The organism is Streptococcus sp. TATVAM-FAB8 (assembly GCF_046592795.1).
In the GTDB taxonomy this organism is placed as follows: Bacteria; Bacillota; Bacilli; order Lactobacillales; family Streptococcaceae; genus Streptococcus; species Streptococcus ruminicola.
Genome location: NZ_JAWVPQ010000001.1, coordinates 178,213 through 202,969, shown reverse-complemented (window position 1 = coordinate 202,969; position 24,757 = coordinate 178,213). Strand labels below are relative to the sequence as shown.

29 protein-coding genes are annotated in these 24,757 nt (G+C 37.5%); 27 read left to right on the top strand and 2 right to left on the bottom strand.

Annotated elements, in window-relative coordinates; translation table 11 throughout:
• The first annotated feature begins 72 nt into the window (after positions 1-72).
• The 15 genes from SFC32_RS00985 (at position 73) to SFC32_RS00915 (ending at position 11,828) form a co-directional block, all read left to right on the top strand.
• Positions 73-513: a YlbF family regulator gene (locus SFC32_RS00985; RefSeq protein WP_411049627.1), complete on the top strand. Its 441-nt coding sequence runs from the start codon at positions 73-75 to the stop codon at positions 511-513.
• On the top strand, positions 506-757 hold the full coding sequence (locus SFC32_RS00980) for a YlbG family protein (RefSeq protein ID WP_020917301.1): 252 nt from the start codon (positions 506-508) through the stop codon (positions 755-757). Before SFC32_RS00985 ends, SFC32_RS00980 begins: the two co-directional genes overlap by 8 nt.
• 111 nt (positions 758-868) lie before the next feature.
• Positions 869-2,047: an ABC transporter substrate-binding protein gene (locus SFC32_RS00975; RefSeq protein WP_074564249.1), complete on the top strand. Its 1,179-nt coding sequence runs from the start codon at positions 869-871 to the stop codon at positions 2,045-2,047.
• 57 nt (positions 2,048-2,104) lie between these two features.
• Entirely contained in the window at positions 2,105-2,989 is an 885-nt protein-coding gene (locus SFC32_RS00970; RefSeq protein WP_074564247.1) for a branched-chain amino acid ABC transporter permease, read from the top strand.
• A gap of 3 nt (positions 2,990-2,992) precedes the next feature.
• Complete coding sequence (locus SFC32_RS00965; RefSeq protein ID WP_411049626.1) at positions 2,993-3,946, top strand: branched-chain amino acid ABC transporter permease; 954 nt, start codon at positions 2,993-2,995, stop codon at positions 3,944-3,946.
• On the top strand, positions 3,946-4,710 hold the full coding sequence (locus SFC32_RS00960; RefSeq protein ID WP_039696427.1) for an ABC transporter ATP-binding protein: 765 nt from the start codon (positions 3,946-3,948) through the stop codon (positions 4,708-4,710). Before SFC32_RS00965 ends, SFC32_RS00960 begins: the two co-directional genes overlap by 1 nt.
• Entirely contained in the window at positions 4,710-5,420 is a 711-nt protein-coding gene (locus SFC32_RS00955; RefSeq protein ID WP_074564244.1) for an ABC transporter ATP-binding protein, read from the top strand. Before SFC32_RS00960 ends, SFC32_RS00955 begins: the two co-directional genes overlap by 1 nt.
• A gap of 136 nt (positions 5,421-5,556) precedes the next feature.
• Complete coding sequence (locus tag SFC32_RS00950) at positions 5,557-6,216, top strand: CBS domain-containing protein (protein WP_411049625.1); 660 nt, start codon at positions 5,557-5,559, stop codon at positions 6,214-6,216.
• A 92-nt stretch (positions 6,217-6,308) separates the two neighbouring features.
• On the top strand, positions 6,309-6,935 hold the full coding sequence (tmk, locus tag SFC32_RS00945; RefSeq protein ID WP_411049624.1) for a dTMP kinase: 627 nt from the start codon (positions 6,309-6,311) through the stop codon (positions 6,933-6,935).
• Between the two features lie 19 nt (positions 6,936-6,954).
• Positions 6,955-7,830: a DNA polymerase III subunit delta' gene (locus SFC32_RS00940; RefSeq protein WP_411049623.1), complete on the top strand. Its 876-nt coding sequence runs from the start codon at positions 6,955-6,957 to the stop codon at positions 7,828-7,830.
• The gene (locus SFC32_RS00935; RefSeq protein WP_039696432.1) at positions 7,827-8,627 is read left to right on the top strand and encodes a stage 0 sporulation family protein; all 801 of its coding nucleotides are present in this window, start codon (positions 7,827-7,829) and stop codon (positions 8,625-8,627) included. The genes SFC32_RS00940 and SFC32_RS00935 overlap by 4 nt, the downstream gene beginning before the upstream one ends.
• The gene (gene yabA, locus SFC32_RS00930; RefSeq protein ID WP_039696433.1) at positions 8,620-8,940 is read left to right on the top strand and encodes a DNA replication initiation control protein YabA; all 321 of its coding nucleotides are present in this window, start codon (positions 8,620-8,622) and stop codon (positions 8,938-8,940) included. The genes SFC32_RS00935 and yabA overlap by 8 nt, the downstream gene beginning before the upstream one ends.
• A gap of 9 nt (positions 8,941-8,949) precedes the next feature.
• Positions 8,950-9,819: a 16S rRNA (cytidine(1402)-2'-O)-methyltransferase gene (gene rsmI, locus SFC32_RS00925; RefSeq protein WP_074868248.1), complete on the top strand. Its 870-nt coding sequence runs from the start codon at positions 8,950-8,952 to the stop codon at positions 9,817-9,819.
• Positions 9,820-10,170: 351 nt separating this feature from the next.
• A complete protein-coding gene (locus SFC32_RS00920; RefSeq protein WP_411049622.1) occupies positions 10,171-11,406 on the top strand; it encodes an ammonium transporter in 1,236 nt (411 codons plus the stop codon).
• A gap of 80 nt (positions 11,407-11,486) precedes the next feature.
• The gene (locus tag SFC32_RS00915; RefSeq protein ID WP_039696436.1) at positions 11,487-11,828 is read left to right on the top strand and encodes a P-II family nitrogen regulator; all 342 of its coding nucleotides are present in this window, start codon (positions 11,487-11,489) and stop codon (positions 11,826-11,828) included.
• Between the two features lie 115 nt (positions 11,829-11,943).
• Here SFC32_RS00915 and SFC32_RS00910 read toward each other — a convergent pair whose 3' ends face one another.
• Complete coding sequence (locus SFC32_RS00910) at positions 11,944-12,573, bottom strand: copper homeostasis protein CutC (protein WP_258250343.1); 630 nt, start codon at positions 12,571-12,573, stop codon at positions 11,944-11,946.
• A 134-nt stretch (positions 12,574-12,707) separates the two neighbouring features.
• Between SFC32_RS00910 and serC the strand changes: the two genes are divergently transcribed.
• From serC to SFC32_RS00860, 10 genes are all read left to right on the top strand, one after another.
• Positions 12,708-13,799 carry a 3-phosphoserine/phosphohydroxythreonine transaminase gene (gene serC, locus SFC32_RS00905; RefSeq protein ID WP_039696452.1) on the top strand — a complete coding sequence of 364 codons (1,092 nt, stop codon included), beginning with the start codon at positions 12,708-12,710 and terminating at the stop codon, positions 13,797-13,799.
• Between the two features lie 111 nt (positions 13,800-13,910).
• Positions 13,911-15,089, top strand: a complete 1,179-nt coding sequence (locus SFC32_RS00900) for a 3-phosphoglycerate dehydrogenase family protein (protein WP_411049621.1) — start codon at positions 13,911-13,913, stop codon at positions 15,087-15,089.
• 81 nt (positions 15,090-15,170) lie between these two features.
• Positions 15,171-15,398: a DUF6440 family protein gene (locus SFC32_RS00895; protein ID WP_411049620.1), complete on the top strand. Its 228-nt coding sequence runs from the start codon at positions 15,171-15,173 to the stop codon at positions 15,396-15,398.
• A 12-nt stretch (positions 15,399-15,410) separates the two neighbouring features.
• On the top strand, positions 15,411-15,920 hold the full coding sequence (locus tag SFC32_RS00890; RefSeq protein ID WP_411049619.1) for a methylated-DNA--[protein]-cysteine S-methyltransferase: 510 nt from the start codon (positions 15,411-15,413) through the stop codon (positions 15,918-15,920).
• On the top strand, positions 15,920-16,276 hold the full coding sequence (locus SFC32_RS00885) for an arsenate reductase family protein (protein ID WP_074564228.1): 357 nt from the start codon (positions 15,920-15,922) through the stop codon (positions 16,274-16,276). The genes SFC32_RS00890 and SFC32_RS00885 overlap by 1 nt, the downstream gene beginning before the upstream one ends.
• A 153-nt stretch (positions 16,277-16,429) precedes the next feature.
• Entirely contained in the window at positions 16,430-18,202 is a 1,773-nt protein-coding gene (locus tag SFC32_RS00880; RefSeq protein ID WP_411050216.1) for a sensor histidine kinase, read from the top strand.
• Entirely contained in the window at positions 18,180-18,779 is a 600-nt protein-coding gene (locus SFC32_RS00875; protein WP_039696457.1) for a response regulator transcription factor, read from the top strand. The genes SFC32_RS00880 and SFC32_RS00875 overlap by 23 nt, the downstream gene beginning before the upstream one ends.
• A 198-nt stretch (positions 18,780-18,977) precedes the next feature.
• Entirely contained in the window at positions 18,978-19,754 is a 777-nt protein-coding gene (locus SFC32_RS00870) for an AAA family ATPase (RefSeq protein ID WP_411049617.1), read from the top strand.
• Between the two features lie 8 nt (positions 19,755-19,762).
• Entirely contained in the window at positions 19,763-20,440 is a 678-nt protein-coding gene (locus SFC32_RS00865; protein WP_074564223.1) for an ABC transporter ATP-binding protein, read from the top strand.
• A 12-nt stretch (positions 20,441-20,452) separates the two neighbouring features.
• Positions 20,453-22,723: an ABC transporter permease gene (locus SFC32_RS00860; RefSeq protein ID WP_411049615.1), complete on the top strand. Its 2,271-nt coding sequence runs from the start codon at positions 20,453-20,455 to the stop codon at positions 22,721-22,723.
• A gap of 92 nt (positions 22,724-22,815) precedes the next feature.
• Here SFC32_RS00860 and SFC32_RS00855 read toward each other — a convergent pair whose 3' ends face one another.
• A complete protein-coding gene (locus tag SFC32_RS00855; protein ID WP_411049614.1) occupies positions 22,816-23,643 on the bottom strand; it encodes an exodeoxyribonuclease III in 828 nt (275 codons plus the stop codon).
• Positions 23,644-23,835: 192 nt separating this feature from the next.
• Between SFC32_RS00855 and SFC32_RS00850 the strand changes: the two genes are divergently transcribed.
• On the top strand, positions 23,836-24,117 hold the full coding sequence (locus tag SFC32_RS00850) for an autorepressor SdpR family transcription factor (protein WP_411049613.1): 282 nt from the start codon (positions 23,836-23,838) through the stop codon (positions 24,115-24,117).
• On the top strand, positions 24,104-24,736 hold the full coding sequence (locus SFC32_RS00845; RefSeq protein WP_411216624.1) for an SdpI family protein: 633 nt from the start codon (positions 24,104-24,106) through the stop codon (positions 24,734-24,736). Before SFC32_RS00850 ends, SFC32_RS00845 begins: the two co-directional genes overlap by 14 nt.
• Positions 24,737-24,757: the final 21 nt, after the last annotated feature.

Sequence of the window (24,757 nt, the reverse complement as noted above, 5' to 3'; positions counted from 1 at the left end):
AAAAAATCTTGGCCTTTTTTTGTGCAAGCAGAGCAGGGATACATTTGCGGCTAATTGTGGTATAATCGATTTATGTTGGCAATTGATGAACACTTATTTGAAATTGATGAGGCAATCGATGAGGTTGCGAAAGCTTTTTTAGCTTTAGACGCTGTTCAGGCATATCTAGAGATTAAAAAGATTTTTTTAGCTAATACGGCTTTACAAGAAAGTATTTCGGAATTTCAGGACTTAAAGCAGTCTTATGAGGAAGTGAAAGATTACGCAGCCTTTCGTCCAGAAGTAAAAGAGATACGTCGTCAGCTATTGCAGAAAAAAAGAGAACTTGATCTGAATCGTACGGTTAGCTTATTAAGACAAAATGAAGTTGCTGTTCAAACGATTCTAGCAGAGTTGACTCAAGAAATTTCATCAGTGATTTCACCAACGATTTTTGTCGATACTGGCTTGCCTTTGGCACCACATAAATCACACCATCAGAATTGTAGTAAGGGAGGAAAGAGAGATGTTTGAAAAGCAGGAACGTCAGGGAATTATCGTTTATTTGTACTATAACCGTGATGCTAGAAAATTAAACAAATACGGCGATGTTCTTTACCATTCACGAAAATTACATTATCAAGTTTTATATGTTAACAAAGAAGAAGCAGCGGATATTGTTGAAGAAATTTCAGCCTTAAAATTTGTGAAAGCCGTTTCTTTATCAGAAATTGATAATATTGATCAAGATTTTGTGGGCAACTTGGCTCATTTCTGATATAATACTATCTTGAATAACTTAGAAGTGGTCAAAGAATAGTTTAAATTTTCAGAAAAATCAGTATTCTTTGAATAAACTTTTTATTATAAAATAAGGAGATAACGTCTTATGCATAAAAAGATTGCGCTAACAGCGCTAACTTTTTTAGCCTCAATCGCTTTAGCGGCTTGCAGTAAGTCTCCAGATGTGACTGCAAATGCTACTGGTACAACAATTGGTGATACGATTAAAGTCGGTGTTAATCTTGAATTGACTGGTACAGTTGCTGCTTATGGTAATGCAGAAAACAACGGGGTTAAACTTGCTGTTCAAGAGATTAATAAAGCTGGCGGAGTTGATGGGAAAAAAATTGAACTTGTGACAAAAGACAACAAGTCAGAAAATGCAGAAGCTTCAACAGCTGCAACTAACTTAGCTATCCAGAGTCAAGTAAATGCCATGATTGGCCCAGCGACTTCAGGTGCGGTTGCTGCAGCAAGTTTGAATGCCCAAAAAACAGGAGTTCCTTTGTTGACACCAAGTGGAACTCAAGATGACCTAACGCTTGATACGGTTGATGGTGTTAAAAAATATGTTTTCCGTACAACTTTCCAAGATAGTTTCCAAGGTCAGGTTTTAGCTCAGTATGCTTATAGTAATTTGAATGCTAAAAAAGTTGTCCTTTATTATGACAATTCAAGTGATTATGCTAAAGGGATTGCAGAAGAGTTTAAGAAAAAATATCAAGGTGATATTGTCACAACAGCTACGTTTGCTTCAGGAGATAAAGATTTCCAATCTGCTTTAACAAAAATCAAAAACTTGGATTATGATGCTATTGTAATGCCTGGTTATTACACTGAAACTGGTATTATCACAAAACAAGCGCGTGATATGGGCATCAGTGTTCCAATTCTTGGACCTGATGGTTTCAATGATGATAGTTTTGGTGATTTGGCTGGTAAAGCAAACACAAACGGTGTCTACTACGTATCTGGTTATTCAACCAAAACAGCACTTTCAGCTAAGGCGACAGATTTTATTAAAGCTTATAAAGCTAAATACGGTTCAGAACCAAATATGTTTGCGGCGCTTTCTTATGATTCTGTTTACATGATTGCAAAAGCAGCAGAAGGTGCTAAAACATCAATTGACATTGCTGATAACCTTGCTAGCTTGAAAGATTTTGATGGTGTGACTGGTACAATGACCATTGATAAAAAACACAATCCAATCAAAACCGCTTTGATGGTTGCCATGAAAGATGGAGCTGAGGCTTCAGCAGACGCCGTTGAAATTAAAAAATAAAACTCGTTTGATTTGTTATTTGTTTTTATATCACATGACTAGAAAGTTTGGTATTTTATGTTTTTAGAACAACTTCCCCAACAACTGGTTAATGGTATTATTCTAGGAAGTATTTATGCTTTGCTTGCCTTGGGTTATACCATGGTTTATGGGATTATTAAATTAATTAACTTTGCACATGGCGATATTTACATGTTGGGTGCTTTTATTGGATACTATGCGATTAGCACACTTCATATGAATTTTTGGCTTGCGCTGATTGTGACAATGATTGTGACAGCCTTTATCGGAATGGTTATTGAATTCTTGGCTTATCGTCCTTTGCGTCACTCAACTCGTATTGCTGCCTTGATTACAGCTATCGGTGTTTCTTTCTTGCTTGAATACGGTATGGTTTTCTTTGTGGGAGCCAATACACGTTCATTCCCGCAAGCTATTGATATTGTTAGCTATAAGCTTGGTCCTGTGACGGTGACTAACATTCAATTGTTGATTTTGCTTGTCTCACTTGTTTTGATGGTTGCTTTGCAATTGATTGTTCAAAAGACAAAAATGGGTAAAGCCATGCGTGCGGTATCAGTCGATAGTGATGCAGCTGAGTTGATGGGGATTAATGTTAATTCGACAATTAGTTTTACCTTTGCCCTTGGTTCAGCACTTGCTGGAGCTGCTGGTGTTTTGATTGGACTTTACTATAATTCAATCGAGCCGCTTATGGGGATGACGCCTGGTATTAAAGCCTTTGTCGCTGCCGTTCTTGGTGGTATTGGAATCATTCCAGGTGCTGCTCTTGGTGGATTTGTGATTGGTATTTTAGAGACTTTATCAATTTCGGTTAACCTCTCAAGCTACCGTGATGCTATTGTTTACGCTGTCTTAATCATTATTCTTTTGGTAAGACCTGCTGGTATCCTCGGTAAAAATGTGAAAGAGAAGGTGTAGAAAATGAAAAAGAATCTAAAACTTAACCTTTCTTGGCTTGCGATTATTGTGGTTCTTTTTGGAATCATTGAATTATTAACCAAAACCAATATTTTAAACCTTTACTATATCCAAATCTTAATGGGAATTGGTATTAGTATTTTGATGGGACTTGGGACTAACTTGGTGCTTGGTTTCTCAGGTCAGTTTACTCTTGGACAAGCTGGTTTCATGGCAATCGGTGCTTATGCGACAGCCATTATCACGCAGCAAAATCCAACATACGGTGGCTTTTACTTCTCAATGCTTGTTGGGGTAGTGGTTGCGGTTCTTGTAGCTCTTGTCTTTGGTGTGCCAACACTTCGTTTGAAAGGTGACTATCTTGCCATCGCAACACTTGGTATGGCTGAAATCATCCGTATTGTTATCGTTAATGGTGGTGATTTAACAAATGGTGCGGCTGGTTTAACTGGAATTTTGCCATACACATCATGGCCAGTTATCTTTATCTTTGTAGCAGGAGTTACCGTTTTGATTTTGAATTTCTTGCGATCATCTACTGGGCGTCAAGTCATTGCTGTGCGCGAAGATGAAATTGCAGCAGAGTCAATGGGAGTTAACGTAACGAAAATGAAAGTCATGATTTTCGTTATGGGGGCAATTATTTCTGCTATTGCAGGGTCTCTTTACGTTGGTTACATCGGAACAGTCGTTCCAAAAGATTTTACGATTATGAAATCAATTGATTATTTGATCATTGCTGTTCTTGGTGGCCTTGGATCAATTACAGGTACTATCCTTGCGGCTATTGTCTTAGGTATTTTGAACATGTTCTTGCAAAATGTTTCAAACCTCCGTATGATTATCTACTCACTTGCTTTGATTTTAGTCATGATTTTCCGTCCAGGTGGACTTTTAGGGACAAAAGAATTTACCTTGTCTCGATTCTTTAATAAAGGCAAAGGAGGTAATCACTAATGGCATTGCTTGATGTTAAAAATCTAACTAAAAATTTCGGTGGTTTGACAGCTGTTGGTGATGTGACAATGCACCTTGATAAAGGTGAGTTAGTTGGGCTTATCGGACCAAACGGTGCTGGTAAAACAACGCTTTTCAATCTTTTGACAGGTGTTTATGAGCCAAGTGAAGGGTCAGTTTCTCTTGACGGTACATTATTAAATGGTAAGAAACCTTATAAAATTGCATCGCTTGGGCTTTCACGTACTTTTCAAAATATTCGTCTCTTTAAGGATATGACAGTTTTGGAAAATGTACTTGTTGGTATGGCTAATCAAAATAATCCACATCTTTTGGCAAGTTTCCTTCGTTTGCCTAAGTTCTATCATAGTGAAGCAAAACTTCGTCAAAAAGCAATGGAACTTCTTGCTATTTTTGACCTTGATGGGGATGCAGAAACTTTGGCTAAAAACCTTCCTTATGGACAACAACGTCGTTTGGAAATTGTTCGTGCCCTTGCGACAGAACCTAAAATTCTTTTCTTGGATGAACCCGCAGCAGGGATGAACCCACAAGAAACAGCGGAATTAACACAATTGATTCGTCGTATTAAAGAAGAATTTGATATTACAATCATGCTTATCGAACATGATATGAGTCTTGTTATGGAAGTTACAGAGCGCATTTATGTTCTTGAATATGGACGTTTAATCGCTCATGGAACACCAGATGAAATTAAAACAAATCAACGTGTCATTGAAGCATATCTTGGAGGTGAAGGGTAATGGCAATGTTAAAAGTTGATAATTTATCAGTACATTACGGCGTTATCCAGGCTGTAAAAGATGTTTCTTTTGAAGTTAATGAAGGTGAAGTGGTTACCCTTATCGGTGCTAATGGTGCAGGGAAAACATCTATTCTTCGTACAATTTCAGGCTTGGTTCGTCCAAGTGCGGGAAAAATTGAATTTCTTGGTCAGGAAATTCAAAAAGAGCCAGCTCGTAAGATTGTTGCTAGTGGCTTATCACAAGTTCCTGAAGGACGCCATGTTTTTCCTGGCTTGACTGTTCTTGAAAACCTTGAATTGGGAGCTTTCTTGCGCAATGATCGTGAAGAAAATCAAAAGAATTTGAAGAAAGTTTTTGACCGCTTCCCACGCCTTGAAGAACGTAAAATGCAAGATGCAGCCACACTTTCAGGTGGTGAACAACAAATGCTTGCTATGGGACGTGCTTTGATGAGCCAACCTAAATTGTTGCTTCTTGATGAACCTTCAATGGGGCTTGCGCCAATCTTTATTCAAGAAATTTTTGATATCATTCAAGATATTCAAAAACAAGGAACAACTGTTTTGCTGATTGAACAAAATGCCAATAAAGCTCTAGCGATTGCTGACCGTGGCTATGTGTTAGAAACAGGTAAAGTTGTTCTTTCTGGAACAGGTAAAGAACTATTGGAATCTGAAGAAGTCCGTAAAGCTTATCTTGGTGGATAAGAATAGACTTTTAACGGTTCTTGATGACAGGGTGGACAAAGGTCTGCCCTTTCTTGTTTCAGCCTTTTTCACCTTTTTAGGAATCGTTTGCAGTTTGTGATATAATAAATATAAGAAAAATAAGCGGAGATTAATTATGGCAGTTAAAGATTTTATGACGAGAAAAGTTGTCTACGTATCACCAGATACAACGGTCGCTCATACAGCGGATATGATGCGAGAACAAGGATTGCGCCGCTTGCCAGTTATTGAAAATGATAGACTTGTTGGTGTTGTTACTGAAAGAACAATGGCTGAAGCAAGTCCTTCAAAAGCGACAACACTTTCTATTTATGAAATGAATTATTTGTTAAATAAAACAAAAATTCGTGACATTATGATTCGTGATGTTGTCACAGTTTCACCTTATGCTAGCCTTGAAGATGCTGTCTATGCCATGATGAAGAATCAAGTTGGAATTCTCCCAGTTGTTGAGGCAGGTCAAGTTTTCGGTGTGATTACTGAGAAAGACGTTTTTAAAGCATTCTTGGAAGTATCAGGATATGGTGAAGAAGGGGTTCGTGTTATCATAACGGCAGATGATACTGTTGGGACTCTAGCTAAAATTGTTGACACGATTTCTGCTGATAACCTTAATATCAAGCGTACAGTAGTTGCGACACGTAGATCAGGCAAGGTAGCTATTGAGATTCAAATCGATGGCAAAGCAGATGTAACAGATTTGCGTGAAAAATTGATTAAGCAGGGGATTCAAGTTGATGCGATTGAATTGACATCAGCTAAAGTTATTGACTAAGGAATATATAGAAGCATTGCTAAGATTTGCAGTGCTTTTTTGTATGATTTTTGATAAAATAGAAGTAAAGAAAATAGTATTAAGGAATTTTCATGAAAAACGGTATAATCATTACATTTGAAGGTCCAGACGGTGCTGGAAAAACAACAGTTCTTGAAAAAGTGCTTCCAGTTTTGCAAGAGAAGGGCTATGATATTGTAACCACGCGTGAGCCTGGTGGTGTTGAAATTGCAGAACGCATTCGTGATGTTATTTTAGATGTTAAGCATGTTGCGATGGATAGTAAAACAGAGCTGCTTCTTTATATGGCAGCTAGACGTCAACACTATGTTGAAAAGGTTTTGCCGGCTTTAGAAGCTGGTAAGGTGGTCTTGATTGACCGTTTTATTGATAGCTCAGTAGCTTATCAAGGCGCAGGACGTGGACTTGATAAGGATATTATCGCTAAGTTAAATGAATTCTCAACTGACGGTAGAGAACCTGATTTGACGCTTTATTTTGACGTTGAATCGGAAATCGGATTGGCTCGCATTGCTAAAAATGCTGATCGTGAAGTCAATCGTCTTGATTTGGAAAAATTAGACATGCACAAGCGTGTTAGACAAGGATATCTAGCTTTGGCTCAGACAGAAGAACGTATTGTAACCATTGATGCGTCTCGTGATCTTGATCAAGTTGTTGCAGAAGCAACACAAGTGATTCTTGAGTATTTAAGCTAAAAAAAGTAAAGGAATTAAAATGGATTTAGAGTGCTTGCAACCCCAACTTTTTAAAGACTTTAATCAGATTTTAAAATCAGATAGGATGAACCACGCCTATCTTTTTTCAGGGGATTTTGCCAGCTTTGATTTTGCACTCTATCTTGCCAAAAGTCGTTTCTGTGAGAATTTGCATGACGGTAGACCTTGTGGGAAATGCCGTGAATGTCAATTGATAGATGACAATGATTTCTCAGACGTTAAGGTGGTTAAACCGACTGGACAGATTATCAAGACAGAGACGATTCGTGAAATGATGCGTGACTTTTCACGTTCAGGATTTGAAGGAAAATCACAGGTTTTCATTATTCAAGACTGTGAAAAGATGCACGTCAACGCTGCTAACAGTCTTTTGAAATTCATTGAAGAACCTCAAAGTTCTTCTTACATGATTCTATTGACTAGTGATGAAAGCAAGGTGCTTCCGACGATTAAGAGTCGTACACAAGTCTTTCGTTTTCCAAAAAACAAAAAGCTTTTGGTCGAACAAGCTGAGAAAGCTGGCATTCTGAAAACTCAGGCAGATATCTTAGGTGAATTGGCTAAAACCCCAGCTCATTTAGATGATTTGATGGCTGACAAAAAGATTTTAGACTTGCTTCAGACGATTGAACGCTTTATCTCAATTCTCTTTAAAGATAAAGCAACAGCGTATTTGGAAACAGGACGCTTGGTTCAGGCGGCACCTGAAAAGTCTGAGCAAGAACTAGTTTTTCAACTGCTCCCTTTGTTCTTAGCAAAGCAGTTTAATCAAAAAGAGAGTCTAACTTATTTAGAGAAAAGTTATAAGGCACAGCAAATGTGGAGAAGTAATGTTAGCTTCCAAAATGTGCTAGAATATATGGTGATTTCATGACAGAAGTATTGAGTGTAAAATACGAAGAAACAGGCAAAGTTGTCTATGTTTTGCCAAACCAAAACTATCAAGTTGGTGATTATTTAGTCATCAAGAATAAAAAAGGTTGTCGCTTAGCTCAAGTTGTGACAGCTAATGAAGATATGGACGAGGTTAAATTACCTGCTGAAATGGATAGCGTCCTTCGTCAAGCAAATGATAAAGATTTTCAAGCTTATCAAGAGAATATAACTTTGGCGATGAATTCATTTGACAAAGTAAATGAGTTGATTGAGGCTAATCAGCTTAAAATGAAAGTCATCGACATTGTCTTTCCTTTGGAAAGAAGTTATGTCTTGATTACATTTTGTGCGGAAGACCGTGTGGATTTCCGTCAGCTTTTGCGTGATTTAGCGGCCCACTTCAAAACACGTATTGAACTTCGCCAAATCAATAGTCGTGAAGAAGCACAAGTTTATGGTGGTGTTGGCCCTTGTGGCCGTGCCCTTTGTTGCGCTAGTTTCTTAGGAGAATTTCCACCGGTATCAATCAAAATGGTAAAAAATCAAGGCATGTCACTTAGCACTGGAAAAACGGCTGGTATCTGTGGTCGTTTGATGTGCTGCTTGAGCTTTGAAGATGAGTTTTATAAAACCTCTAAGGAGAAATTCCCTGATTTGGGGACAGAAATTGAAACAGTTGATGGATTAGGAGTTATTGCAGGAATCGATGTCTTTTCTGATACTGTTAAGGTGAGATTACCTGAACGACATACTCTTTTAACTTATGCTTTAGAGGAGGTCAAAGTACGTGGATAAAAAAGAATTATTTGATGCCTTTGATGGCTTTTCACAAAATTTAATGATTACCTTGGCTGAAATTGAAGCCATGAAAAAACAAGTACAATCTTTGTTAGAAGAAAATACGGCTCTTCGACTTGAGAATGACAAATTACGCACTCGTCTTTCTCAATTAGAACAAGAAGCTCCTGTAAAATCTTCTAAACAAGGTAAGAAATATATTGAAAGTATTTACCATGATGGTTTCCATATTTGTAATGACTATTACGGACAACGTCGTGAAAATGACGAAGAATGCATGTTCTGTATGGAAGTCTTAGATAGGGAGTAGTTATCTGATATGAAAGTACAAAAAAGTTTCAAAGGTCAGAGCGACTACGGGACACTGTATCTTGTTCCAACACCTATTGGTAACTTACAAGATATGACTTTTCGTGCTGTGGAGACCCTTAAAACAGCTGATTTTATTTGCGCAGAAGATACTCGTAATACAGGTCTCTTGTTGAAGCACTTTGATATTGCTGTTAAGCAAATTAGTTTTCATGAGCATAATGCTTATGAAAAAATCCCAGAGTTAATCGAGCTTTTGAAAGCTGGAAAAAACTTGGCACAAGTATCAGATGCTGGTATGCCATCAATTTCAGATCCAGGTCATGATTTGGTGAAAGCGGCGATTGCTGAAGACATTACAGTAGTTGCTCTTCCTGGTGCTTCAGCGGGGATTACAGCTTTGATTGCAAGTGGTCTAGCACCGCAGCCTCACATCTTTTATGGTTTCTTGCCACGAAAATCAGGACAGCAAAAAGACTTTTTTGAAAGCAAAAAAGCTTATCCTGAGACTCAAATCTTCTATGAATCACCTTATCGTGTGTCAGATACGTTGGAGAACATGTTAGCTGTCTATGGTGACAGACAAGTTGTTTTAGTCCGTGAATTGACAAAACTCTATGAAGAATACCAACGCGGCGCAATTTCAGAACTTTTGGATTACATTGCTGAAAATCCATTAAAAGGTGAATGTTTGTTAATCGTGTCTGGTCAAGATGAAGAGGCACAGGCTGAAAAAGCAGCTGAAGACTTAAATCCAGCAGAACTTGTAGCTAGTTTAGTCGAAGCTGGAGACAAACCTAACCAAGCCATTAAAAAAGTTGCCAAAACTTATGGTTTAAATCGCCAAGAAGTTTATAACGCTTATCACGGTATTTCATAAAAAACATTAAAAATCGGGATTTTTCCCCGATTTTTTAGTTTGTTTACAATCATATGTCAGAAAACATAACATATATGGTTATAAAGAAAACGAACTAAAAACTAACATCTTGTGTATTTTTGAAATATTGCTAAAAGCTTTTAAAATAAGGCTGAATGAACATTTTTTACTGAAATTCAGCTCTGACATCACTTGTTATAAAATTAGAAAATTTAGAAAATTTATCCAAAAACCCTTTACTTGTCCAAAAAATAGTGTTATATTATCTAACATAAAAATCTAACACATAGTTAGAGATTTGAAATTTGGTTTTAAAAACTAAAACCTTAGAAAATAAAAGGAGTTTTTGATATGGATGCAGGAAGTATTGCTTTTATGATTATCTGTGCTGGCCTAGTCTTCTTAATGACACCTGGCTTAGCCTTCTTCTACGGTGGTTTAGGAAGACGTAAAAATGTCATCAACACTATGATGATGTGTGCGATTCCTATTGCAGTTGCCTCAGTAATGTGGATGGTTTGTGGTTACTCCCTTTCATTTGGCGGGAACGGAAGTCTTATTGGTAACTTCTCTCATCTATTCTTCAAAGGTGTTAGTGAATCAGCTAGTACGCGTGGCTTAGCTATTCCAGATGCTTTGTTCGCAGCTTTCCAAATGATGTTTCCAATCATTACTGTTGCCATTTTAACAGGAGCGGCAGCAGGGCGCATGCGATTCACACCATTAGTTATCTTTGTTATTTTCTGGTTGTTGTTGGTTTACTTCCCATTTGCTCATATGGTTTGGGACGAAGGGCTTTTGGCTCAATGGGGTACGATTGACTTTGCCGGTGGTGATGTAGTTCATATTACTTCAGGGGTTTCTGGTTTGGTATTAGCCATTCTTCTTGGTAAACGTCGTGATTATGATCGTTTAGAATACCGTCCTCACAATGTTCCATTTGTTTTCTTAGGTGCTGGTCTACTATGGTTCGGTTGGTTTGGATTTAACGCAGGTTCAGCTTTAGCAGCTGATGGACTTGCTGTTCATGCCTTTGTAACAACTCATATTTCAGCAGCGGCAGCAATGCTTTCTTGGTTGCTTATTGAAAAAACATTGACTGGTAAATTCTCACTTGTAGGTGCTTCAACTGGTTTGGTTGCAGGACTTGTCGCTATCACACCTGGTGCAGGTTTTGTTTCAACTTGGAGTTCACTTCTAATTGGTCTTTGTGTAAGCCCAATTTGTTATTTCGCTATTTCAGTTCTTAAAAGCAAATTTGGTTACGACGACGCACTTGATGCTTTTGGTTGTCACGGTATCGGTGGTATCTTTGGTGGATTGGTAACAGGACTTTTCACAACACCAGAACTTGCTCTTGATAAACACAATATTGGTTTGATTTACGGAAATGCACATCTTTTCCTAGTAACAATCGCAGCTATTATTTTCACAATCGTTTGGTCAGCAGTTGCTACATTCATCATTGTTAAGATTATCTCAATCTTTACAAGTATTCGAGTTGAAGACCGTGCCGAAGCTATTGGTCTTGATGACAGCGAACATGAAGAAACAGCTTACCCAACTTTCATGGGATTGGATTCATAAGCAGCAACGTTTGGCTTGTCGAAAATAAAAAACTGAGTTAAACTAAGTTGCAATAGAGACGTTTAGAAAGGGTGTACATTATGAAAAAAATCGAGGCTATTATTCGTCCAGATCGCTTGGAAGATCTGAAAGATGCCTTATCAAAGGCTGGTTTTACAAAAGGGATGACCGTCAGCCAAGTTTTAGGGTATGGTAACCAACGAGGTTTTGCAGAATATGTTCGTGGTCAAAAAATTGTTCCAACATTGCTTGCAAAAGTCAAAGTTGAAATCGTTACTCATGATGCAGCGGTTGACGAAATTGTAGATATTATCTGCAAAGCTGTTCACACTGGAGAAGTCGGAGATGGGAAAATCTTCATTCTTCCCATTGAAGAAGTCATCCGAATTCGTACAGGTGAACGTGGAGGAGACGCCGTTTAGGTGACAAAAATATCTCCAAAATTAACATAAATGTGATGGAAAATCCGAGTTCAAATGAATTCGGATTTTTTGGTATAAAAAAAGCACCTTGTCATCACAAAGTGCTATAGGGTTATTAACGAATCTTAGTTCCGTGTGCAGCTTGGGCACCTGTTTTTTCAATCAATTCTTGGTAATTGTCAGCTGTGACACCACCGCCAATCATGATTTCAATACGTCCGTCGGCGTAATCAACCAGTTCTTTAAGATGGTCAACATTTTCAAAAATATCATTATTTTCTGAAGAACCATGAGTTAGGATACGTACAAAACCAAGGTCGACAAGTTGGTCAATAGCTTCTTTTTGATCAGCAAGAGGAATTTGGTCAAATGCCATATGAAAGACTAGTGGCAAGCCTTGAGTTGATGGAAGAAGTTGTTCAATCCCTTCAACATCGATGTGGTTATCTTCAGTTAAAAGCCCAAGAACTAGGTTGTCACTTTCTAATTCTGCTGCACGAAGAATATCATCTTCCATGATTCGAAGTTCGCTATCGTTATAAACAAAGTTACCACCACGTGGACGAATCATTGTAGCGAGTGAGATTTCTTTTTCGTGAAGATAGCGCGCAGCTTCTTTGATGACACCGTATGAAGGAGTTGTTCCACCAACGGCTAAATTGTCACAAAGTTCGACGCGTTTAACAGATGAGTCAAGTTGGCTGAGCAAAGTTGTGTTTTCAGCACAAAATTCTTTGATAATCATTTTTTCTCCTTAATGTTTGTTATTTACTATTATAACATGGTTATTCATAAATATTTTGGATAAAAATCCGTAAAAATCTTTACAAAATTCAGAAAATTGTGATATAATTTATACCATTATACGGAGGTATTTTTATGACAATTTACAATTTCTCTGCAGGTCCTGCAGTGTTACCAAAACCAGTGCTTGAACAAGCACAGCGTGAAATGCTTGACTACCAAGGTAGCGGCATGAGTGTTTTAGAAATGTCCCACCGTTCCAAAGAGTTTGATAATATCATTAAAGAAGCTGAAAAATTATTGCGTGAATTGATGGCAATTCCTGATAATTACAAAGTAATGTTCCTTCAAGGCGGAGCATCTACACAATTCACTATGCTTCCTTTAAACCTAGCTAAGGGACGTAAGGCATATTATCTAGTTGGTGGATCATGGGGTAAAAAAGCTTATGCTGAAGCTGTTAAATTGTCCAAATCCGTTCCTTTTGAACCCTTGCTCCTAGCCTCGTCAGAAGATACTGTATATGATCATATTCCTACATTTGATCCAAAAGATATTGACCCTGAAGCTGCGTACGTTCACATCACAACAAATAACACTATTGAAGGAACTTCTATTTATGACCTTCCAGACACTAATGGTGTACCAATTGTGGCAGATATGTCTTCTAATATTTTAGCGGTTCGCTATAATGTTGAAGATTTTGCATTGATTTATGCAGGCGCTCAAAAAAATATTGGTCCTGCTGGTGTGACTGTTGTTATTGTTCGTGAAGATTTCTTGAATGATGAGCCAACACTTTCTGCAATGCTTGATTATCGTATCCAAGCTGAAGCGGGTTCACTTTATAATACACCACCTGCATACAGCATCTACATTGCAAAACTTGTCTTTGAATGGGTGAAAGCTTTCGGTGGTGTTGACAAGATGGAGGCTGCTAACCGTGAAAAATCAGGTCTTTTGTATGACTTCATCGACCAATCAGACTTCTATACAAATCCTGTTAAGAACCCAGCAGAACGTTCAGTAGCGAATATTCCATTCGTGACACCAAGTAAAGAACTTGATGCTAAGTTTGTTGCAGAAGCAACACCACTTGGTTTCAAAAATATTAAAGGTCACCGTTCAGTTGGTGGTATGCGTGCAAGTCTTTACAACGCCTTCCCTCGTCAAGGTGTGCTTGATTTGATTGAATTCATGAAAAAATTTGAAGCAGAAAACAAATAAGGCTTTCTGTCAATGATTCTGATTAGGAATAAACAAGATTTTTCTTTTATAGCGATATAAGCCATTTGAGTCTGAGATTTTATCCCAGGCTCTTGGTGTAAAGGGGTAAATATGGTATACAGTGTTAAAACATTTAATAATATTAATCAAGTAGGTCTTAAAGAATTAGGAAATAAGTTTCAAGTTGATGGGGATTTAGCAGAAAATCCAGATGCTTTTATTCTTCGTAGTCAAAATCTTCACGGCATTGAATTTCCAGAAAATCTAAAAGCAATTGCCCGCGCTGGTGCGGGTACAAATAACATTCCGATTGCCGATGCAACAGCAGCAGGGATTGTAGTATTCAACACTCCGGGTGCCAATGCTAATGCGGTTAAAGAAGCGGTGCTTGCATCAATTTTGATGTCAGCACGTGATTACATCGCAGCTAACGCTTGGGTCAATACTCTTTCAGGTGATGACGTTCCAAAACAAGTCGAAGCTGGCAAAAAACAATTTGCTGGAAATGAAATTTCTGGTAAAACACTTGGCGTCATCGGACTTGGAGCAATCGGTGGTCGTATTGCCAACTACGCCCAACGTCTAGGGATGAATGTTTTGGGTTACGACCCATATGTTTCTATTGAAACAGCTTGGAATATTTCACACCATGTCAAACGTGTAGATGATGTCAAAGAGATTTTTGCTAACTGTGACTACATTACTGTTCACGTACCATTGACAGATGAAACTCGTAATACATTTGATAGTGAAGCTTTTGGATTGATGCAAAAAGGAACTGTTGTTATCAACTTTGCGCGTGGTGAGTTGGTTGATAATGCAGCGCTTTTGGAAGCTATCGAAGCAGGTGTTGTCAAACGTTACATTACAGACTTCGGAACTGAAGAATTGCTTAACAAAGATAAAATCACTGTCTTCCCTCACGTGGGTGGTTCAACAGCTGAAGCTGAACTTAATTGTGCTATCATGGCTGGTAAGACGATCCGTCAATTTATGGAAACCGGTGAAATTACAAACTCAGTTAACTTCCCTAATGTCCATCAAGCTTTGACAGCACCATATCGTATTACTCTTATTAATAAAAATGTTCCAAATATCGTGGCTAAAATTTCAACAGCGGTATCTGAACTTGGCATTAACATTGATAATATCATCAACCGTTCAAAAGGTGATTATGCTTATACCCTTCTTGATCTTGATGAAACAGATAAAGCCAAAGTTGATCACTTGGTAGCTAACTTTGAAGCGAGCGACAATATCGTACGTGTTCGTTTAATTGCTAAGAAATAATTAAGATGAGCTGAGATTAAATCTCGGCTCTTTTTGTCTTTATTTGATATAATGAGGAAAATGATTTAAAGGAGATTTATCATGGAGAAAAAAGAATTAAGAGACTATCAAAAGCAGTTGAAAGAACGATTTTTCAGTATTCAGTTTGATAATAAAAAACAAAATTTAACTTTGCTAGTTGACCGTGAAACTGGGGTTGAGTATCTTGAAGTTATTGGTGGACTTGGTGATCCTTCAGGGATAACACCTTTACTTAATTCTGATGGAACTCCTAGAATCAATGAGCGTTGGAAAGATAATAGCTTATAAGAGGTAGTTAAAATGTCAGGAAAAATTAAGCGAAAGTTTTTTTCGTCACCTATTGGAGATCTTTCGTTGCTAGCTGGTGATGATGGAATTTTAGGTGTTTATTTTGAGGGGCAAAAATACTTTGAGCGTGGCTATGAAACAGAACAAATAATTGAAGAAGGTAATATCTTTTTAGATGAAATAGAAATTTGGCTGGAAGATTATTTTGCAGGAAAAAATCCTGAGCTTAGCCGTTTAACTTTAGTGCCAGAAGGTACTGCTTTTCAAAAGAAAGTTTGGGCAATTTTAGCACAAATTCCCTATGGTCAAACAATGACTTACGGAGAAATTGCTAAACAAATTAACTGTAGTTCGGTGCAAGCCGTTGGCTGTGCTGTTGGTAAAAATCCATTATCTATCATTGTTCCTTGTCACCGTGTTTTAGGTAGTCAAGGGCAGTTAACTGGTTATGCTGGAGGCATCGAGCGAAAACGTTGGCTTTTAGAGCATGAAAATGCTATTTTTAGAAAAGAGGAAGAATAATGTTAACTTTTTACGAATATCCAAAATGTAGCACATGCCGTCGTGCTAAGGCAGAATTGAAAGAATTAGGGGCTGATTTTGAAGCGATTGATATCACACTTGATACGCCAAAGGCTGATCAAATTAAGTCATGGATTGAAAATTCTTCTTTTACAGTTAAAAACTTTTTCAACACTAGTGGTCAAGCTTATCGTGCACTTGGCTTGAAAGACAAGGTTGATGGCTTAACGGTTGATGAAGCTGCTGATTTGCTTGCTTCTGATGGTATGTTGATTAAGCGTCCTGTTTTAGTTAAAGATGGTAAAGTCTTGCAACTTGGTCACCGTAAGTCGTATGCTGAATTATTGAAAGACTAAGAATGATTTCCTGAGTTTGACTCAGGATTTTTTTAGCCTTACAGCCCTTAAAAAATCAGAATATTTAATATTACACCTTATTTTGATGCCTTTTTTGCTATAATAATCTCATATCACACGATTTGAGGATTTTTATGGAAAAGGAGATGAGAGATGCTTAGGATAAATAAGAAAGTTTGGCTGAGAATATCCTTGTTGTTATTTTTAGTGATTGGGGTGTATTATTTTGCTTTTACAAGCCATCACCATTATCTGGGAGTTGAAGCTGATTTTAAGAATGGTAATTGGCGAGTTACAGATATTCACAATGGCGGCTTAGCCAAGGAAACAGAACTTTCTGAAGGAGATCTTCTTTTAAAAATTGATCAGCAAGAGAGTAAAAAAAACGTTTTGCTGAATAAATGGCTAATTGTCGAACAGGCAAAATCTGTTCTTGTCGAGCGTAATCATCAGGAAAAACGGATTGTTTTTAAGGGAAATCAGTCATTTAAATCTTTGTTTCTTATTTTTGAAGCGATAGCCTTTGTGTTATTAGTTTGGGCGATTTTACCTTTAAAAAAAGACAAGACGAGTCGGTCAAGTAAGCGATATAGCCTGTTTCTAATTGCGACAGCATTCTTTCTTAGCTCCCTGATACCTTCGAGTATGGGAGATACTTTAGGGCGCTTATTTGTGGTTTTGTATATCACCTTACTTCCTTTTTTCATTGATGTTTTTTGGCGAGCAAGTATTCTTAAAGAAGCGGCAACAAAATTGTCTTTGTTTTCAAGGATTGTTATGGGGTATTCTTTGGTGACCGTTTTGATTTTCATTTTGGTCCAAGAGTTCTCATTTCCTTTGATTTTTGTGAAATATTTATCTGGCGGTATTTTTTATGTCAGCTTCTCGTTTTTGTTGATACTAGCTGCCCTTTCTTTGGTAAAGGATTATTCATCATTTCTTTTGCAGAAGGTTAATCTAATTTTATTGACGTTGCTCAGTTTGATTCCTTTATTTATTGGTTATGTTTTTCCCTTACCTTATGACCTTCCGTTTTCGTGTACCATTCCTCTATTATTTCTTCCGATTATAGGAGCTGTGAATCATTTAATTGTTAATCGTTTAACGATAACGAGAACGCACTTGCCCTTACCTGTGGTTTACATTTTGGAGGCAATCGTGTCAACTTTTGTCATGATTTCCTTTACAGTTATGATGAAATTTATGCCGATATGGTTTGTGGTGGTTTACTGTTTCTTGTTTATTTTGTGTTCTTTGCCGATGATCAAGGATTTTATGGATATGGCAAAGCAGCTAAATTATCGTCTGGATGGGCAAACAATTTTTTCTGCCGTTGAGATGGAGCGTGAGGACATTGCTATCACTATTCACGACACGATTATTCAAGAGGTGATTTACCATAAGAAACAAATTGAGTCTGCAGGAGACGTCGACAAAAGTGAGGTCTTGAATACTTTGGATGATGTTGTTTTTGAACTGCGTGAGCTGTGCTCTAACATTTATCCTTTGATGATTAAGGAACTTGGCTTGAAAAATGCTATTTTGGAACTCTTGAGTAAGTTTCAGAAAGAAGAACCAGTAACGATTGAACATGAGATGGCTTTTGACAGTTATCATTTTGAAAGTCGAGTGAGTAATTTTATTTTACGCTCGATAAAGGAATTGATTACCAATAGTATTTTGCACGGTAATGCTAAGCAGATTAAGTTAGCTATGTTTGAGTCTGACAATCAGCTTGTGGTTGAAGTTTCTGATGATGGTAAATTTGTTGAACGGCCAGATGACCACAAGAGCCATTTTGGACTTAATGTGATTGCTGAAAAATTGGCACTTCTAGGTGGTGAATTGCAAATTGAAAAGTCACCAACCAAAGTCAGAATGCTATTGCCGAAAGGAGATAAGAATGATAAAAATAGCAGTGATTGATGACCACGAGTTGGTTTTACAAGGCATTTGTACACAATTATCTCAAGAAGAAAAATTTGACATTGTCGGTGCATTTACAGAAGTTGAAGAGTTGAAACTCTGTTTGTTGTGTAAAAAAGTGGATGTTCTAATCATGGATTTGATGTTGAAGGATATTCATGGTTTTGAGTTGATTGAACAATTAAAGCAAATGCACATTGATTTTCCAAAGATTATTCTCATTTCAGGATTTTATGAGCCGATGTTGCACAAGCGTGCCAATGAACTTGGTGTCAAAGCTTTTTTGCCGAAAGAGACATCTTGTACGGAATTAACGAGTACTATTATCAATGTCGCTAATGGGAATTGTGTCATTCCAGATAGTCTTTTAGAAGGTCAGAAAAAGCAATTGTTGACAGAGGTTGAATTGAGCATTTTACGCTTGATTGCTGAAGAATATTCCAATGCTCAAATTGCTAAAGAATTATTTATCAGCAGACGAACAGTTGATACCCATGTGACAAATATTTGCACGAAATTAAACGTTACAGGGCGAGTAGGTGCTGTTCGAGAAGCCGTCAAATTAAAATTAGTCTAATCTTGAACCAAAAAGGTAAACAGATATTCGTAAATTACGGATGTCTGTTTTTTTGCGCTTTTGTATGATTGAAAGGTAAGGAAAAATGGAAAAGGAGAGTATGGATGATTTGATGCGATATAAGGTAATGAAAGGAATTTGACTTAAGTGTTTTTTATTATGTTTATCATGATATTAGTTTAATGGGAAAATGAAGAAATGTACAAAAGGGAAATCAGACTGGTTATTTCGGGAACCTATTCAACTGGGAAAACGACAACAGCAACGGCATTGTCAATTGCAACTGGGATACCTTTGATTAATGCGCTGTCTGCTCGTGAAATTTTAACTGAAATTTATCCAGGTAGGAGATTTCAAGACATGAATGCTACTGAGCTCATGACTTTGGGATTAAAGAGATTTGAAGAGAGAATAAGAGAAGAGGCAATTCTGTACAAAGAAAATTCTAGCTTTATTTCAGATGGTTCGGTGCTAAATGAATGGATTTATGGAACGGTTCGATTAAAAATAGGATTGAATCCTGGGTCAGGTTTCATCCATAGATTATCAAAAGCGATTTTAGGAATTCCTGGGAAAAGTTTCTATCGCAAATACATGGATGCTTATGGTCAAGTCGCGAAAATGCATTCGAAAATGTGGTACACCGATGTGGTGCATTTACCAGTAGAGTTTGCTATGGCCCCAGATGGTCATTGGCCAGTATCAGAAAAATACCGAACGTTATCTGATTTTGAGATTCAAGAAGGTTTTGCTGCAATTGGCAAACAACCTGAGCTAGTAACAGGCAGCCAAGAAGAACGCTTGGAAAAAATTATTAAACACTACGACCTGCCAATCGTAGTTCCGATTAAAGAAGCTGTTGCGAAAGCAGAGGAGATTATTGCAAGCAACAGAGAAGCGGTGTCAAAACGTATTATTGAACAATACAAAGAACCGTCATTAAAAGAAAAAGTTAAGTTTTTAACAGAATTTTAGGAGATAAGATGATTACATTTCAAAATATTAGCAAGATTTATCAGGTCGGAGATCAAGAAGTTAAGGCCTTGGATGATGTGTCATTTTCGATTGAAAAAGGTAAATTTACCATTATCTTAGGGCCTTCTGGTTCAGGGAAAAGTACCATGCTAAATCTACTTGGGGGTATGGATCAAGCAACGAGTGGTAAATTTTTATTTGAAGATACTGATGTGACAGGACTTAATGATAAAGATCTATCACGTTACCGTAAGGATGTTGTTGGCTTTGTTTTTCAATTTTACAATCTTGTTCCAAGTTTAACGGCTTTGGAAAATATTAGCATTGCAGCCCAGTTGACAAAGAATGCAAAGCAATCAGAACAGTATTTAGAAAAAGTTGGTCTTAGTCATCGTAAAAATAACTTTCCAAATCAGCTATCTGGTGGAGAAATGCAGCGTGTGTCAATCGCTAGAGCTTTAGCCAAGAAGCCAAAACTTTTGCTTTGTGATGAACCGACAGGAGCTTTGGATTCGAAAACTGGTCAGAAAATCATTGAACTCTTAAAGGAAACGTCTGCTGATAAAGATGTAGCAGTTGTGATGGTAACACACAATGCAGAATTTGAAAAATATGCAGATAAAGTCATCTATTTAAAAGATGGTAAAATTGATGCTATTGTTAACAAAGATGCTCAAAATGGATAGATTGGAAGAATGATGAAATATCTTAATTTAAAACTCAGACGGGATATCAGACGTCATTGGCAACAATTCTTTTCAGTGTTTTTGATGTCCTTGTTAAGTGTGCTGATTTTTGTTGGTTTGCAGGGGGCTTGGCATGGTTTGGAGAAAAGTTTAGATACTTTTATCTCAGATTCACACCTGCCTACGGTTTGGCTTCAAGCGGATGCTATTAGCAACAATCAAATGAAAGACATCAAAGCTTTACCTTCTGTGGAAAGGGTTGATGCCAAGACAAAGCTTCTAGCTAAGGTTGAACTTAAGAGTGATTCAGAAAAGTATCTAACCTTAGAATCGTTTGATGAATCGGCTAAAAAAGTGATTACTGTTGATAAAGGAAAAAACTTTGATAATGATTCTGAAGGCATTTGGTTAGATAGGAATTTTGCGGAAAAAAATCATTTGACGCTTGGTGATGATGTTAGTCTTGTTATTGCTAATCAAACCGTTCATTTTCCGATTAAAGGTTTGGTTGAGTCAGCAGATAAGATTTATTTTACGGGAAGTCTTGAGTATTTAGCACCAAATTCTAAGAATTATGCTTACGGCTATGTGTCAGAAAATGCCTTAGCCAAGGTAACGAGAGGTCGCACAACTTATAATGCTCTCGATATTTATGCCAAAAAGGATGACATCAGACACGATATTGAAGAGATTTTAGGGGAGCATTTGCTTTCTTATGATAACCAGAAAACGTTGACAGAAGTGTCAGAAGCGACTGGACGCGTTGGACAAATTCGAAATCTGTCTTATCTTTTCTCTTTCATCTTTATCCTTTTAGCAATCCTTGCTATGTTTACGACCATTCGACGCCTGATTGAAAGTCAAACCAAAGAAATTGCAGTCATTAAAGCTTTGGGCTATTCAAATGGTCAAATCACTTGGCATTATATTTCTTTTGGCTTATTAGTTGGAAGTTTTGGAGCTTTGGCTGGCGCGGCTGTCTCTCCTTTGATGTCGCTTTTTGTGTTTGAGACACAAAAGACGATGTTTACCTTGCCAGATTGGCAGATTGCTTATTCGTGGTCATCGTTGGTTGTCATTTTGCTTGTCATCTTTATTTGTACCTTGTCAGCTTATTTGGCATCTCGTCAGGTCATTAAAGGATTACCAGCTGTTTTCTTACGTGGAAAAACGAAGAAAGTTCACCATGTGTTTCTTGAAAAACTTCCTCTTTTTTGGAATCGTATTTCTGATGAGAGCAAATGGGCGATTCGTGATGCCTTTATTAACAGGGTGAGGGTGCTCATGGGAATCGTTGGTGTTGCAGGAAGTATGATGCTTTTGATTGCTGGTGTCGGAATGCCAATTTCAATGAATCATTTGGTGGATAAAGCGTACAATACTGATTTTTCATACGCTAAACGCTTGACGGTTGCTAATTACGATCAAGCAGCTAAAACTTATCAAGGTCAAGGGGTACAAATTAACCGAGCTCATTTTTCAAAAGATGATGGCTATAATCGCCTTTTGATTATTGTTAGTGATGGTGATTTTGTTAATGCAAGAACTGCTGACAACAAAGCAATTGAAGAAGGCGGCATTTATGTTACCAATCGTTTTGCGGAATTAGCTGGTATCAAAAAAGGAGAAACTCTGAAAGTAACTCCTTATCAAGACGGTAAATCTTACTCATTTGAAGTTAAAGGGATTGTCACAAGTGAGACTAACCAAGGAGCCTACATCAGGTCAGAAACATTTGAAGCAGCTGGTGGCAAATTCACTCCGAAAACATTGCTAGTAGATAAGACCGTTTCAAAAGATGATATTAAAAATGACCAAAATATCTTATCGGTCATTAATAAATCAGATCAAGAAAAGAATGCTTATGATTTTGTGAATAGTTTGATGAGTGTGTTTTTGATGATTATCGGTTTTGCTTTGCTACTTGTCATTGTTGTTCTCTATAACCTTGGTTCTCTGAATTTTGTCGAAAGGATGCGTGATTATGCAACGCTTCAAGTTCTCGGTTTTTCTAAGAAAAATTTACAATTGATTACCATGATTGAAAATCTCATGACAACATCAATTGGTTGGATTCTGGGAATTCCAATGGGAATCTGGTTCTTGAGATGCTACGTGGCAACTTTCTCAACCATTCGTATTGAATACACAGCCTACATCACTTGGCAAGTTCTTTTGATTGCCAGTGTCCTAGTCTGGTTGACATCAGCTGTTACAACACTTATTATCAGTCATAAAATTAAAACCATTAATATGGTTGAAGCTCTAAAAGGAGTTGAGTAAAAAAAACTGCCCAGTGGGCAGTTTTTTCACGAGCTAAGAAATTAAAAAGCGAGTCAAGTCCAGTGGGCAGCTGAAACTGTAAATGACACTACTTATAAATCAATTTCCAAGATAATTGGTGTATGGTCTTGGCGTGCGCCTGAGTCAATCATTTCTGATTTTGTTACTTTATCTGCAATGCGGTTTGAAGTGAGCCAGTAGTCAATGCGCCAACCAGTGTTATTAATCTTACTTGTCTTACTACGTTGTGCCCACCAGCTGTATACGTTTGGAATGTTACCATGAAGGTGACGGAAAGTATCTGTGAACCCTTTAGCCAGCAAGTTAGTAAAGCCAGCACGTTCTTCATCGGTAAATCCAGCAGAACGGCGGTTTGAATTTGGATTGGCAAGGTCGATTTCTTGGTGGGCAACGTTGTAGTCACCAGTAGCTAGAACAGGTTTCTTTTGGTCAAGTTCAGCTAGGTATTGGGCGTATTTTTCATCCCAAAGTTGACGTTCAGCTAAGCGTTTAAGCCCGTCGCCAGCATTTGGTGTGTAAACTTGAGTGACGTAAAAGTTATCGAATTCAAGCGTGATAATACGCCCTTCACTATCCATAGTATCGGGGGCACCGATTTCTGGAAAAGAGATTTCTGGTGTTAACCCTTTTTTATAAAGAAACATTGTCCCAGCGTAGCCTTTTCTAGCTGGTTCAACGGAAGAACGCCAAGAAATGTCATAATCTGGGAAGTAGTCACCCAAAATTTGCAGGTGTTTCTTTGTAGGTCCTTTTGCTGAGAGTTTTGTTTCTTGGATAGCGATAATGTCAGCGTCTTCAGTTACCAAAGTATCAATGACGGCGCGTGAAAGAACAGCTCTGGCTGAATCACTAGTTAAAGCAGCATTAATTGAGTCAATATTCCATGAAATGAGTTTCATATTCTTATCCCAAAGCCTTGGGTGAACAAAGCTTTTTTTCTTCTTTCTAAAGTTTAATCGTTAGTTTCTATTTTAGCAAAAAATGAACTGGCATGCGATTTTATTGCTTTTTTCTTGTGACTGTTTTTTTAAAGGATTATAATCTATTTAGATAAATTTCTAAATAGTTTTTTAGATAAGTAGAGGATTGTTATGGTATTTGCAGAGACATTCAAGGCACTTTCTCATCCTATTCGCCGAAAGATTTTGACCTTGTTAAAAGAAAATTCTTTGACAGCTGGTGAGATAGCTAGTCATTTCGATCTTGCTGGAGCAACTATTTCGCACCATCTGAGCATTTTGAAAAAAGCAGGTTTAGTGGTTGAAAGGCGTGAGAAGAATTTTATTTATTATGAGTTATGTACTTCTGTTTTGGAAGATATTATGACTTGGCTTGCGGATTTAAAGGAGAGATCAGGGGATGAAAATGAATAAAAAACAACTTATATTAACAAGTTTTGTGATTGTTTTGCCAGCTTTGATTGGGGCATTTTTCTGGAAAGCTTTGCCAGAGCAAATACCAACTCATTTTGGAATTGATGGGCAAGCTGATGGCTACAGTAGTAAAGTTTTCACCCTTGTTGCTTTCCCGATTTTATTTGTACTTTTTCAAATCATCGCTTTAGCCTCACTTGAAAGGGAGTCTGTGAAAGTAACGGTTCCAGCTAAAATGAGAAAGCTCTATGCTTGGATTGTTCCAGCTTTAAGTTTCATTGTTCAAGGGTCAATTTATGCGAATGCTCTTGGCTGGGTGAAGAGCAGTCCGACTCTTGTGACAGCTTTTTTGGGGATTATTTTTATAATCTTCGGAAATTATTTGCCAAAAACACATCGCAATCATACCATCGGTATTCGCATTCCTTGGACGTTGTCTGATGACAAAAATTGGCATAAGACACACCGCATGGCAGGTAAACTTTGGGTGCTTGGTGGTTTGCTTATCTTGCTTGAGAGTTTTGTTCAGGTGGCTATGCCTTATGTGATGGGAGTAGTCATTGCTATTATGATTATTGCGCCGATGATTTACTCTTTTCTTCTTAGTCGAAAAGCCTAAAAACTGACTTGCTTAGTTTTT